Origin of the sequence: Rhodobacter capsulatus, assembly GCF_003254295.1 — a bacterium.
Taxonomy (GTDB): domain Bacteria; phylum Pseudomonadota; class Alphaproteobacteria; order Rhodobacterales; family Rhodobacteraceae; genus Rhodobacter; species Rhodobacter capsulatus.
Window position 1 is genome coordinate 76,971 of record NZ_QKZO01000010.1, and the last position, 10,878, is coordinate 87,848.

General features: G+C 68.1%; 15 protein-coding genes. All 15 read left to right on the forward strand.

Annotated features, from left to right (window positions below; all coding sequences use genetic code 11):
- Positions 1-30 precede the first annotated feature (30 nt).
- The 15 genes from fabF to LY44_RS14445 all read left to right on the forward strand — a co-directional run bounded on the left by fabF (position 31) and on the right by LY44_RS14445 (position 10,869).
- Positions 31-1,293 carry a beta-ketoacyl-ACP synthase II gene (gene fabF, locus LY44_RS14375; RefSeq protein ID WP_055209464.1) on the forward strand — a complete coding sequence of 421 codons (1,263 nt, stop codon included), beginning with the start codon at positions 31-33 and terminating at the stop codon, positions 1,291-1,293.
- A complete protein-coding gene (gene mltG / locus LY44_RS14380) occupies positions 1,293-2,462 on the forward strand; it encodes an endolytic transglycosylase MltG (RefSeq protein ID WP_055209463.1) in 1,170 nt (389 codons plus the stop codon). Before fabF ends, mltG begins: the two co-directional genes overlap by 1 nt.
- 192 nt (positions 2,463-2,654) lie before the next feature.
- Positions 2,655-2,978 carry a hypothetical protein gene (locus tag LY44_RS14385; protein ID WP_055209462.1) on the forward strand — a complete coding sequence of 108 codons (324 nt, stop codon included), beginning with the start codon at positions 2,655-2,657 and terminating at the stop codon, positions 2,976-2,978.
- Positions 2,929-4,275 carry a DNA-packaging protein gene (locus LY44_RS14390; protein WP_055209530.1) on the forward strand — a complete coding sequence of 449 codons (1,347 nt, stop codon included), beginning with the start codon at positions 2,929-2,931 and terminating at the stop codon, positions 4,273-4,275. The genes LY44_RS14385 and LY44_RS14390 overlap by 50 nt, the downstream gene beginning before the upstream one ends.
- Positions 4,276-4,464: 189 nt before the next feature.
- Entirely contained in the window at positions 4,465-5,655 is a 1,191-nt protein-coding gene (locus LY44_RS14395; RefSeq protein ID WP_055209461.1) for a phage portal protein, read from the forward strand.
- A gap of 3 nt (positions 5,656-5,658) precedes the next feature.
- On the forward strand, positions 5,659-5,892 hold the full coding sequence (locus LY44_RS14400) for a GTA head formation protein, RCAP_rcc01685 family (protein WP_013067409.1): 234 nt from the start codon (positions 5,659-5,661) through the stop codon (positions 5,890-5,892).
- Between the two features lie 10 nt (positions 5,893-5,902).
- Positions 5,903-6,457 carry an HK97 family phage prohead protease gene (locus LY44_RS14405; RefSeq protein WP_055209460.1) on the forward strand — a complete coding sequence of 185 codons (555 nt, stop codon included), beginning with the start codon at positions 5,903-5,905 and terminating at the stop codon, positions 6,455-6,457.
- 31 nt (positions 6,458-6,488) lie between these two features.
- Positions 6,489-7,685, forward strand: coding sequence for a phage major capsid protein (locus LY44_RS14410; RefSeq protein WP_111396044.1), 1,197 nt, complete (start codon positions 6,489-6,491; stop codon positions 7,683-7,685).
- Between the two features lie 174 nt (positions 7,686-7,859).
- Positions 7,860-8,453, forward strand: coding sequence for a head-tail connector protein (locus LY44_RS14415; RefSeq protein WP_055209459.1), 594 nt, complete (start codon positions 7,860-7,862; stop codon positions 8,451-8,453).
- Positions 8,450-8,788 (forward strand): head-tail adaptor protein, encoded by a 339-nt coding sequence (locus LY44_RS14420; protein ID WP_055209458.1) that lies wholly within the window; start codon positions 8,450-8,452, stop codon positions 8,786-8,788. The genes LY44_RS14415 and LY44_RS14420 overlap by 4 nt, the downstream gene beginning before the upstream one ends.
- Positions 8,785-9,192 carry a DUF3168 domain-containing protein gene (locus LY44_RS14425; protein ID WP_055209457.1) on the forward strand — a complete coding sequence of 136 codons (408 nt, stop codon included), beginning with the start codon at positions 8,785-8,787 and terminating at the stop codon, positions 9,190-9,192. Before LY44_RS14420 ends, LY44_RS14425 begins: the two co-directional genes overlap by 4 nt.
- A gap of 59 nt (positions 9,193-9,251) precedes the next feature.
- On the forward strand, positions 9,252-9,665 hold the full coding sequence (locus tag LY44_RS14430; protein ID WP_055209528.1) for a phage major tail protein, TP901-1 family: 414 nt from the start codon (positions 9,252-9,254) through the stop codon (positions 9,663-9,665).
- 7 nt (positions 9,666-9,672) lie between these two features.
- Positions 9,673-9,999: a gene transfer agent family protein gene (locus LY44_RS14435; protein WP_055209456.1), complete on the forward strand. Its 327-nt coding sequence runs from the start codon at positions 9,673-9,675 to the stop codon at positions 9,997-9,999.
- Entirely contained in the window at positions 9,996-10,223 is a 228-nt protein-coding gene (locus tag LY44_RS14440; protein WP_055209455.1) for a rcc01693 family protein, read from the forward strand. The genes LY44_RS14435 and LY44_RS14440 overlap by 4 nt, the downstream gene beginning before the upstream one ends.
- Positions 10,210-10,869 carry a phage tail tape measure protein gene (locus LY44_RS14445; RefSeq protein WP_055209454.1) on the forward strand — a complete coding sequence of 220 codons (660 nt, stop codon included), beginning with the start codon at positions 10,210-10,212 and terminating at the stop codon, positions 10,867-10,869. Before LY44_RS14440 ends, LY44_RS14445 begins: the two co-directional genes overlap by 14 nt.
- The last annotated feature ends 9 nt before the right edge of the window (positions 10,870-10,878 follow it).

Consider the following 10,878-nt stretch of genomic DNA (forward strand, 5'->3'; position numbering starts at 1 on the left):
GCACTTAACGAAACGCGAAAGGGGTTTGCGATGCGTCGGGTTGTCGTCACGGGTCTGGGTCTGGTCACGCCGCTGGCTTGCGGGGTCGAGGAAACCTGGTCGCGGCTTCTGGCTGGTCAGTCGGGGGCGGGGCCGATCACGCGCTTTGACGCCACCAATGTCGTGACGAAATACGCCTGCGAGGTGCCACGCGGCGATGGCTCTGATGGCACTTTCAATCCCGATCACTGGATGGAGCCGAAAGAGAGCCGCAAGGTTGACGAGTTCATCCTTTATGGCGTGGCCGCGGCGGTGCAGGCAGTGCAGGATTCGGGCTGGATGCCGGACGACGAGGAAGCCCGGTGCCGCACCGGCGTGATGATCGGCTCGGGCATCGGCGGGCTGCAGACGATCGCGGAAACCGCCGTGCTGATCAAGGAGAAGGGGCCGAAACGCGTCAGCCCGTTCTTCATCCCGGCGGCGCTGATCAACCTTGTCTCGGGGCAGGTCTCGATCCGCTTCGGCTTCAAGGGGCCGAACCATGCGGTGGTGACGGCCTGTGCGACCGGCGCCCATGCGATCGGCGATGCGGCGCGGCTGATCGCGCTTGGCGATGCCGATGTGATGGTGGCGGGCGGCGCCGAGAACCCGATTTCCGAGATCGGCATTGCCGGGTTCAACGCCTGCAAGGCGCTTTCGACGAAACGGGCCGAGGATCCGCAGGGCGCGAGCCGCCCCTGGGATGCCGACCGCGACGGTTTCGTGATGGGCGAGGGCGCGGGCTGTGTCGTGCTGGAGGAATATGAACACGCCAAGGCGCGCGGCGCGAAGATCTATGCCGAGGTGCTGGGCTATGGCATGTCGGGCGACGCCTATCACATCACCGCACCGTCGGAGGATGGCGATGGCGGCTTCCGCGCGATGAAGGCGGCCGTGGCGCGGGCGGGGATCGATCCGAGCGAGATCGATTACATCAACGCGCATGGCACCTCGACCATGGCCGACACGATCGAGCTGGGCGCGGTCGAGCGGCTTCTGGGGGACGCGGCCTCCAAGGCCACGATGTCCTCGACGAAATCGGCGATCGGGCATTTGCTGGGCGCGGCGGGGGCGGTCGAGGCGATCTTCTGCATCCTGGCGATCCGCGATCAGGTAGCGCCGCCGACGCTGAACCTGGACAATCCGGCCGTTGAGGCGAAGATCGATCTGGCGCCGAAAGTCGCGGTGAAGCGCAAGATCGACATCGCGATGTCGAACAGCTTCGGCTTTGGCGGCACCAATGCGGCCCTCATCCTGGGCAAGGTGCGCGGATGATGTGGCGCAACATCGTCTCCAACTTCCTCACCTTGTTGATTGTGCTGATGGTTGTGTCGGGGGGGATGGTGACCTGGGCGAAGCGTCAATATGACGGGCCCGGCCCGCTGGCTGCGGGGATGTGTCTGCGTGTCGAACCCGGTGCGAAGTTTCGCGACGTGTCGGAAACGCTGAAGGAAAAGGGTGCGATTTCCTCGGCTTATATCTTTCGCGCCGGGGCCGATTACGACCAGAAGGCGGGCAAGCTGAAGGTGGGCTCGTATCTGATCGCGCCCGGGGCCTCGATGGCGGGGATCGTCGATCAGATCACCGCGGGCGGGCCCTCGAGCTGCGGCACCGAGCTGAATTACCGCATCGGGGTGAATGGCCAGCAGATGATCCTGCGCGAACTTGACCCGGCCCTGGGCGATTATGTCGAGACGGCGAAATTCGATCCGAAACGAGAGGCGGCGCCCGAGGGCTTTGCCGAAGACGCCGCGCAGTCAGACGTGCGGCTGCGGGTGACTTTGGCCGAGGGCGTGACCAGCTGGCAGGTGGTCGAGGCGCTGAAATCGGCGGATTTCCTGACCGGCGAGGTGGCGAAGCTGCCGCCTGAGGGGAGCCTCTCGCCCGACAGCTACGAGATGAAGCGTGGCGCGAAGCGGGCCGATCTGATCGCCGAGATGACCGAGCGGCAAAAGGCGGTTCTGGCCGAGGCCTGGGCTGCGCGGGCGCCGGGTCTGCCCTACAAGACGCCCGAGGAGGCGCTGGTGATGGCCTCGCTCGTGGAAAAGGAAACCGGCGTGGCCGAGGAGCGCGCCCGGGTGGCGAGCGTCTTCGTCAACCGGCTGGCGCAGGGGATGCGGCTGCAGACCGATCCGGCGGTGATTTACGGCGTGACCAAGGGCCAGGGCGTGCTGGGCCGGGGCCTGCGGCAGTCCGAGCTGCGGCGCGAAACGCCCTACAACACCTATGTCATCGACGGGCTGCCGCCGGGGCCGATCTGCAACCCGGGGACGCAGGCGATCCGGGCGGCGCTGAATCCCGATTCGACGCGGTTCCTGTATTTCGTGGCGGACGGCACCGGCGGGCATGCCTTTGCCGAGACGATCACCGAGCATAACCGGAACGTCGCGCGCTGGCGGGAGATCGAAAAGACCCTGAAACCGGGCGCAAGTGACGGAAACTGAAGGAAAACCCCGGCTGGGCCCGGGGTTTTTGCTTTTCGCGCGGCGCAACCCTGAATTTAGCGATTGACATTGCGGACGCTCTAAGGTAGAAATAAGCCATGCTAGGAGAGGTGGGCAAGCGCAACGGGAAACCGTTTGCGCTTTTTTCATTTCGCTCGTGCGGAACAGGCATGAGAGGCGGGTAGCCAGAACATGGACATGGGGTTCAAGGGTGGGGACGCTCCTCCGGTGGATTTGCTGGAGGAGACGGAGGAGCTGTATCGGGACATTGCCGGGGAACTGGCTTTGGCGATGAAAGGGGTTCGCCAGGGCGAGGTGAAGGATGCCAAGGCCGCGGCACAGGCGGTCAAGGACCTTCGCGCGGCATTCCAGATGGTGATGGAAGAAAGGGTGCGTGTTGAAAAACTTCGCAGACAAGTTGCCGGTGTCGGGGCCGGACGCGAGCTTGACCTCGACGCAGCCCGGGCTGAGATCGGGCGCCGCCTGGCTTGCCTCCGCGACGCCGCAGGAGGTTGACGCCTTTCTGGGCGGGCTGGGGGACAATGCGCTGCTGGCGCTGCCCTGGATTTTCGAATTCTGGGCGCTGCCGCATCAGCTGCCCCCGGTGGGGGCGTGGAAAAGCTGGGTGATCATGGGCGGGCGCGGCGCGGGCAAGACCCGGGCCGGGGCGGAATGGGTGCGTGCACAGGTCGAGGGGGCGGGTCCGGCCGATGCCGGGCCCGCGCATCGGGTGGCGCTGGTGGGCGAGACCTTCGATCAGGTGCGCGATGTGATGATCTTTGGCGAGAGCGGGATTCTGGCCTGCTCTCCACCGGATCGGCGTCCGGAGTGGGAGGCGACGAAGCGGCGGCTGGTCTGGGCGAATGGCGCGACGGCGCAGGCCTTTTCGGCGCAGGAGCCCGAGGCCTTGCGGGGGCCGCAGTTCGACGCCGCCTGGGTCGACGAGCTGGCGAAGTGGAGACGGGCCGAGGAGACCTGGGACATGCTGCAATTCGCGTTGCGGCTGGGGCGGCATCCGCAGCAGGTGATCACCACGACGCCGCGCAATGTCGGCGTGCTGAAGGCGATCCTCAACAACCCCTCGACGGTGGTGACCCATGCGCCGACCGAGGCGAACCGGGCCTATCTGGCGGAGAGCTTCCTGGCCGAGGTGCAGGCGCGCTATGCGGGCACGCGGCTCGGTCGGCAGGAGCTGGAGGGGGTGCTCTTGGAGGATGTCGAGGGGGCGCTTTGGACGACGGCGCAGCTGGAGGGGCTGCGGCTGGCGGCGCCGCCTGCGATGGACCGGGTGGTGGTGGCGCTCGATCCGGCCGTGACGGGCGGCGCGGGGTCGGATGAATGCGGCATCGTCGTGGCGGGGGCGGTGACGCGCGGCCCGGTGCAGGACTGGCGGGGCTATGTGCTTGAAGATGCCTCGGTCCGGGGGCGGCCGACCGACTGGGCGCGGGCGGCGATTGCGGCGATGGAGCGCTGGGGCGCCGAGAAGCTGGTGGCCGAGGTCAATCAGGGCGGCGAGATGGTCGAAAGCGTGCTGCGCCAGATCGATCCCTTGGTGCCGTTTCGGGCGCTGCGGGCGTCGCGGGGGAAATCGGCGCGGGCCGAGCCGGTGGCGGCTTTGTATGAGCAGGGCCGGGTGAAGCATTGCCGCGACGGGCGGTTGGGCGCTTTGGAAGATCAGATGTGCCGCATGACGGTGCAAGGCTATGCGGGCAAGGGCTCGCCCGACCGGGTCGATGCGCTGGTCTGGGCGCTGACGGAACTGATCCTAGAGCCCGCGGCGCATTGGCGCCGACCGCAGGTGCGCGGGCTTTGAGGGCGCAAGGGCGTATTTGGACCAAGAAAAAGCCGGGCTGCTTTCATCTTGCCTGAAATACCTCACGGGGGTGCGGGGGTGTGAAACCCCCGCCCTCGACAGCAGATGACGTGCCGAAAGGGTCGGGGTCTTTCCCGGCCCTTTTTCTTTGGCCGGGGCCTTGGGCCGGGCCGCGACGAGGAGAACGGGATGGGACTGAATTTCTTTCGCAAGGCGGCCCCGGAGGCGCAGGTGCAGACCGCGGTCGAGCGCAAGGCCTCGGTGACGGGGCGGATCGTGGCGATGGCCTCGGGCGCCGGGCGGCCGGTCTGGGGGCCGCGCGATACGGTCAGCCTGATGCGCACGGGGTTTTCGGGCAATCCTGTGGGGTTCCGCTCGGTCAAGCTGATCGCCGAGGCGGCGGCGGCGGTGCCGCTGATCTGTCAGGATGCCGAGCGGCGGTATGAAATTCACCCCGTGCTGGATCTGCTGCGGCGCCCGAATGCGGGGCAGGGCCGGGCGGAATTGTTCGAGGCGCTGATCGGGCAGATCCTGCTCTCGGGCAACGGCTATCTGGAGGCGGTCTGTCCCGAGCCCGGGGTGCCGAGGGAGCTGCATGTGCTGCGCTCCGATCGCATGGCAGTGGTGCCGGGCGCGGATGGCTGGCCGGTCGCTTATGATTACACCGTGGCCGGGCGCAAGCATCGGTTCGACATGACGGGCCATCCCGATCCGATCTGTCACATCAAGAGCTTCCATCCGACGGATGACCATTACGGGCTGAGCCCGATGCAGGCGGCGGCGGTGGCCTTTGACGTGCATAACGCGGCAAGCGCCTGGTCGAAGGCGCTTTTGGACAATGCCGCGCGGCCCAGTGGCGCGATCATCTACAAGGGCGCCGACGGGCAGGGGGTGCTCGCGCCCGAGCAATACGAGCGGCTGATCTTCGAGATGGAGACGCATCATCAGGGCGCGCGCAATGCCGGGCGGCCGATGCTGCTCGAAGGCGGGCTTGATTGGAAGCCGATGGGGTTCAGCCCGTCCGACATGGAGTTTCACGAGACGAAGGCGGCGGCGGCGCGCGAGATCGCCTTGGCCTTCGGGGTGCCGCCGATGCTGATCGGCATTCCGGGTGATGCGACCTATGCCAATTACGCCGAGGCGAACCGGGCGTTCTATCGGCTGACGGTGTTGCCGCTGCTGACCCGGGTTTCGGCGGCGCTGGCCTGGTGGCTTTCGGGCTATCTGGGCGCGCAGATCGAGTTGAAGCCCGATCTGGATCAGGTGCCGGCGCTGGCGGTGGAGCGCGATCAGCTTTGGGCGCGGATCGGCGCGGCCGGTTTTCTGAGCGATGCCGAAAAACGGGTGCTGCTGGGGCTGCCGCCTGTCGCGGAGGGGTGAGGCATGGTGGTGGGGGGGTCACGGTTTCTCAAGGAGCCCTTCGAGGTGCATGAGCAGCGCTTTGAAGCGACCGAGCGGATCATGGAGCTGCAGTTCACCCAGGTCGAGCGGCGCCTTGAACGCATCGAAGTGATGATCGAGCGGCTGGAAAAACGTTTGTTCATGACGGTTTACGGCGTGATCGCCGTGATCCTGACGCAGGCGGTGCAGGGCATTCTGGACTATGCCCCGAAGTGAGGAGCGAAGAATGGAGAGAGGCGAGAGCGGGCTGGAGCGGAAGTTCTGCGGCGCGCAGCCGGTGCAGCTGCAGGAGGGCGCGCGGATCGAGGGCTATGCGAGCCTTTTTGGTCTGCCCGATCAGGGCGGCGATGTGGTGGCGCAGGGGGCTTATGCGAAAAGCCTGGCGGCGATTGCGGCGCGGGGGGGCAGCGTGAAGATGCTCTGGCAGCATGATCCGGCGCAGCCGATCGGGGTCTGGGACGAGATCCGGGAGGATGCGCGCGGGCTTTGGGTCAAGGGGCGGCTTTTGCCCGAGGTGGCACGGGCGCGCGAGGCCTTGGCGCTGATCGCGGCGGGGGCGATCGACGGGCTCTCGATCGGCTATCGCACGATTGCCGCCGAGAAGGACGCAAAGGGCCAGCGGCTGCTTGCGGAACTGGAGCTTTGGGAAGTGTCGCTGGTGACATTCCCGATGCTTCGCGAGGCGCGGGTGGCGGCGAAGGGGGAGACCCTTGACGCCGCGATCTGGCGTGATCTGGCCCGGGCGCTGAGCGCTGCCACGGCCGAACTGGCGGCGCGCTGAGCCCCGCCGCTGCTGCAGGAGTGTGGAAAGGATGAAGACCGAGACCAAGGCTCGGGCCGGAACGGGCATGCCCGAGGGCGCCGATCCGGTCGCCGAGGTGAAAACCGCGCTGGCCGGTTTCCTGAGGGAAGTCAAAGGCTTTCAGGACGATGTGAAGACGAGATTGCAACAACAGGAAGAGCGTGTGACCATGCTGCAAACGAAGACCTTCGCCGGGCGTCATGCCCTTGCCACCGCCGCCACCGAGGAGGCGCCGCATCAGAAGGCCTTTGCCGCCTATCTGCGCACCGGCGATGATGACGGGCTGCGCGGGCTGTGCCTTGAGGGCAAGGCGCTGAATTCGGCGGTGGCGGCCGAGGGCGGTTATCTGGTCGATCCGCAGACCTCGGAGACGATCCGGGGGGTTCTGCGTTCGACCGCCTCGCTGCGCCAGATCGCCAGTGTCGTCAATGTCGAGGCGACCTCGTTCGATGTGCTGGTGGACAAGACCGACATGGGCTCGGGCTGGGCGAGCGAGACGGCGGCGCTGAGCGAGACCGCGACGCCGCAGATCGACCGCATCAGCATTCCGCTGCACGAGCTGGCGGCGATGCCGAAGGCGAGCCAGCGGCTGCTGGATGACAGCGCCTTTGACATCGAGACCTGGCTGGCGAACCGCATCGCCGACAAATTCGCCCGGGCGGAGGCGGCGGCTTTCATCTCGGGCGACGGGGTGGACAAGCCGACGGGGTTCCTGACCAAGGCGAAGGTGGCGAATGGCGCCTGGGCCTGGGGCAGCCTTGGCTATGTGGCGACCGGCGCGGCGGGGGATTTCGCGGCGGTGAATGCGTCCGATGCGGTGGTCGATCTGGTCTATGCGCTCGGCGCCGAATATCGCGCGAATGCGAGCTTCGTGATGAATTCGAAGACCGCGGGCGCGGTGCGCAAGATGAAGGATGCGGACGGCCGGTTCCTGTGGGCCGACAGTCTGGCGGCGGGGGAACCGGCGCGGCTGATGGGCTATCCGGTGCTGATCGCCGAGGACATGCCCGATATCGCGGCCAATGCCTATGCGATCGCCTTTGGCGATTTCGGCAATGGCTACACGATCGCGGAACGCCCGGATCTGCGGGTGCTGCGCGATCCCTTCTCGGCCAAGCCGCATGTGCTGTTCTATGCCTCGAAACGCGTCGGCGGCGATGTCAGCGATTTCGCCGCGATCAAGCTTTTGAAGTTTGCCGCCTCGTAACGGGCGGTGAAGGGGCCGGGGGCGACCCCGGCTGCCGCCGGTTCGCCGGTCGGGCGGGCGCGGGCTTCCGGCCGCTACCTAGCTGCTCCCTCCGTCCGAGTGGCGGTGCGGGGTTCGCGCCCGAACGCCCAAGTGCAGGACCGCGGGGTGCGGTCGGCTTTTCGGAGAGTTTCCATGATGCTGAACGAAGTGACGGCGGTGCCCTCGGCGGCGCTGCCGGTGGCCGAATTCCGCGACCATCTGCGGCTGGGCACCGGCTTTGCCGATCTGGGGGCCGAGGATGCGGCGCTGCTGTCCTATCTGCGCGCGGCCATCGCGGCGATCGAGGGGCGCACGGCCAAGGCGCTGATTTCGCGCGCGTTTCGGCTGGCGCTGACGGGCTGGCGCTGGGGCGACATGCAGACGCTGCCGATCGCGCCGGTCAGTGCGGTGACGGCGCTGCGGCTGGTCGATGCGGCGGGCGCCGAGACGCCGGTGGCGGCGGGCTGGCGGCTGGTGCCCGACATGGCGCGGCCGCGGATCGAGGCTTTGGGGGCGGCTTTGCCCGCGATCCCGGGCGGCGGGCGGGTCGAGATCGACTTCACCGCCGGGTTCGGGGCGAGTTGGAGCGCGCTGCCCGTCGATCTGGCGCAGGCGGTGTTTCTGCTGGCCGCGCAATATTACGAGCTGCGCCATGACGGCGCGGCCGAGGGCGGCGCGATGCCCTTTGGGGTGATGGCGCTGATCGAGCGCTGGCGCACGGTGCGGGTGTTGGGGGGGCGGCCATGAGCATGCCGCGGCTGAACCGCAAGCTGGTGCTGGAGGAGGCCTTGCGCGTGGCCGATGGTGCGGGCGGGCACTGGCTGGACTGGGTGGCGAAGGGCGTGCTCTGGGCCGAGGTCACGGCGGGCAGCGGCACGGAGCGGGCGGGGGAATTCGTCACGCTGGCCTCGGTGCCCTGGACCATTGTCGTGCGGGCGGCGCCGGTGGGGGCGGCAAGTCGGCCCAAGCCCGAGCAGCGTTTTCGCGAAGGATCGCGGATCTTTCGCATCCTTGCTGTCGCCGAGCGCGACCGCGAGGGGCATTACCTGACCTGTTTTGCCCGCGAGGAGGTGGTGGCATGAGCTATGCGGTGGCGGGCGCGCTGCAGGCGGCGGTGTATCAGCATCTGCGCGCGGATGCGGTGCTGGCGGCGCTGGTGGGAACGGCGGTTTACGATGCTGTGCCGCCGGGGACGCTGGTCGGCACCTATGTGAGCCTTGGGCCCGAGGATGTGGCCGATGCCTCGGACAAGACGGGCGAGGGGGCGGTGCATGATTTCGTCATCTCGGTGATCACTGACGCGGCGGGATTTGCGACGGCGAAGGCGGCGGCGGCGGCGGTGTCCGATGCGCTCGTGGGTGCCGATCTGGCGCTGGCGCGTGGGCGGCTGGTGGGGCTGTGGTTCCTGCGCGCCAAGGCGCGGCGGGTGGAAAAGGCCGACACGCGGCGGATCGATCTGGTGTTTCGCGCGCGGGTCGAGGGCTGAGGCCCATCGGCGACTTGCGCCCCGGCGGGGCGGTGATTTTCAACATCTGGAGGCAAGACATGGCGGCGCAGAATGGCAAGGACCTTCTGATCAAGCTCGACCTGACCGGGTCGGGGCAATTCGAGACCATCGCGGGGCTGCGCGCGACGCGGATCAGCTTCAATGCGGAAACGGTCGATGTGACCTCGCTGGAAAGTCAGGGCGGCTGGCGGGAATTGCTGGGCGGCGCCGGGGTGCGCTCGGCCAGCATTTCCGGTGCGGGGGTGTTCAAGGATGCCGATACCGACGAGCGGGCGCGGCAGATCTTTTTCGACGGCGAGGTGCCAGAGTTTCAGGTCATCATCCCCGATTTCGGCATCGTGCAGGGGCCGTTCATGATCACCTCGATCGACTATGCGGGCAGCCACAATGGCGAGGCGAGTTACGAACTGGCGCTGGCCTCGGCGGGTGCGCTGGGCTTCACGGCGATCTGAGGCGGGCATGGCAAACCCTTGGGCGGGCGAGGTCGAGGTGGTTTTGGGCGCCGAGCGGCGGGTGGCGAAGCTGACGCTGGGCGCGCTTGCGGAACTGGAGGCGGGGCTGGGCGAGGCCTCGCTGATGGATCTGGTGCGGCGGTTTGAAAGCGGTGCGTTTTCCAGCCGCGACGTGCTGGCGCTGATCGTCGCCGGGCTGCGCGGCGGCGGCTGGGAGGGGCGGGCAGAGGATCTGCGCACGGTCGAGATCGGCGGCGGGCCGGTGGGTGCGGCGCGGATCGCGGCGGAATTGCTGGCGCGCGCCTTCACCGTGCCGGGGCAGGGCGGGACGTGAGTGGCGGTCTGGATTGGCCGGGGCTTTTGCGGGTCGGGCTGCGGGGATTGGGGCTGCGGCCCGGGGAGTTCTGGCGGCTGACGCCGGCGGAGCTGGCGGTGATGCTGGGCGAGGCGGCGGGGACGCCGCCCTTGACGCGCGGGCGGCTTTCGGAGCTGGCGGCGCGGTTTCCCGATGCGCCCGGCGGGGGCGATCTGAAAGGAGGAGGCGATGATCGAAGTTGACGGGCTGGATGCGCTGGGTCGGCAGGCGGCGGAGCTGGAGCAGGCGCTGGGCGGCGCCGAGGGGGTGGCGGCGAGTTTCAACGACGAGCTGGGACGGATGCGGGAGAGCCTGACCTATACGGGCCGCGAGGTGGGGAGCCTGTCGCAGAGCTTCGGGCGCTCGGTCCGGCGGGCGTTCGACGGCGTGATCTTTGACGGGATGAAGCTGTCGGACGCGTTGAGTTCGGTGGCCGAGGGCATGGCGCAGGCCGCCTATTCGGTGGCGATGCGACCGGTGCAGGAGGCGATCGGCGGGGCGCTTGCCAGCTCGATCAGCGGGATGCTGGGCGGGGTCTTCGGCTTCGCGCAGGGCGGCGCGTTTTCGCAAGGCCGGGTGATGCCCTTTGCCAAGGGGGGGGTGGTGTCTTCGCCGACGACCTTCCCGATGCGGGGTGCGACGGGGCTGATGGGCGAGGCCGGGCCCGAGGCGATCCTGCCCTTGGCGCGGGGCGCGGACGGGCGGCTGGGCGTGCAGGCCGGGGGGGGGCGGGTGATCAACGTGGTGATGAATGTGACGACGCCCGATGCGGCGGGCTTCGCCCGCAGTCAGGGCCAGATCGCGGCGCAGGTGAACCGGGCGCTGGCGCGCGGATCGCGCAACGCCTGAGGAGGACAG

Bases quoted from the DNA above. Each gene is read 5' to 3' on its own strand.
- LY44_RS14445 (WP_055209454.1), top strand. From the start codon at position 10,210: ATGATCGAAGTTGACGGGCTGGATGCGCTGGGTCGGCAGGCGGCGGAG.
- LY44_RS14420 (WP_055209458.1), top strand. From the start codon at position 8,450: ATGAGCATGCCGCGGCTGAACCGCAAGCTGGTGCTGGAGGAGGCCTTG.
- LY44_RS14430 (WP_055209528.1), top strand. From the start codon at position 9,252: ATGGCGGCGCAGAATGGCAAGGACCTTCTGATCAAGCTCGACCTGACC.
- LY44_RS14400 (WP_013067409.1), top strand. From the start codon at position 5,659: ATGGTGGTGGGGGGGTCACGGTTTCTCAAGGAGCCCTTCGAGGTGCAT.
- LY44_RS14395 (WP_055209461.1), top strand. From the start codon at position 4,465: ATGGGACTGAATTTCTTTCGCAAGGCGGCCCCGGAGGCGCAGGTGCAG.
- mltG (WP_055209463.1), top strand. From the start codon at position 1,293: ATGTGGCGCAACATCGTCTCCAACTTCCTCACCTTGTTGATTGTGCTG.
- LY44_RS14415 (WP_055209459.1), top strand. From the start codon at position 7,860: ATGATGCTGAACGAAGTGACGGCGGTGCCCTCGGCGGCGCTGCCGGTG.
- LY44_RS14385 (WP_055209462.1), top strand. From the start codon at position 2,655: ATGGACATGGGGTTCAAGGGTGGGGACGCTCCTCCGGTGGATTTGCTG.
- LY44_RS14425 (WP_055209457.1), top strand. From the start codon at position 8,785: ATGAGCTATGCGGTGGCGGGCGCGCTGCAGGCGGCGGTGTATCAGCAT.
- LY44_RS14410 (WP_111396044.1), top strand. From the start codon at position 6,489: ATGAAGACCGAGACCAAGGCTCGGGCCGGAACGGGCATGCCCGAGGGC.
- LY44_RS14405 (WP_055209460.1), top strand. From the start codon at position 5,903: ATGGAGAGAGGCGAGAGCGGGCTGGAGCGGAAGTTCTGCGGCGCGCAG.
- LY44_RS14435 (WP_055209456.1), top strand. From the start codon at position 9,673: ATGGCAAACCCTTGGGCGGGCGAGGTCGAGGTGGTTTTGGGCGCCGAG.
- fabF (WP_055209464.1), top strand. From the start codon at position 31: ATGCGTCGGGTTGTCGTCACGGGTCTGGGTCTGGTCACGCCGCTGGCT.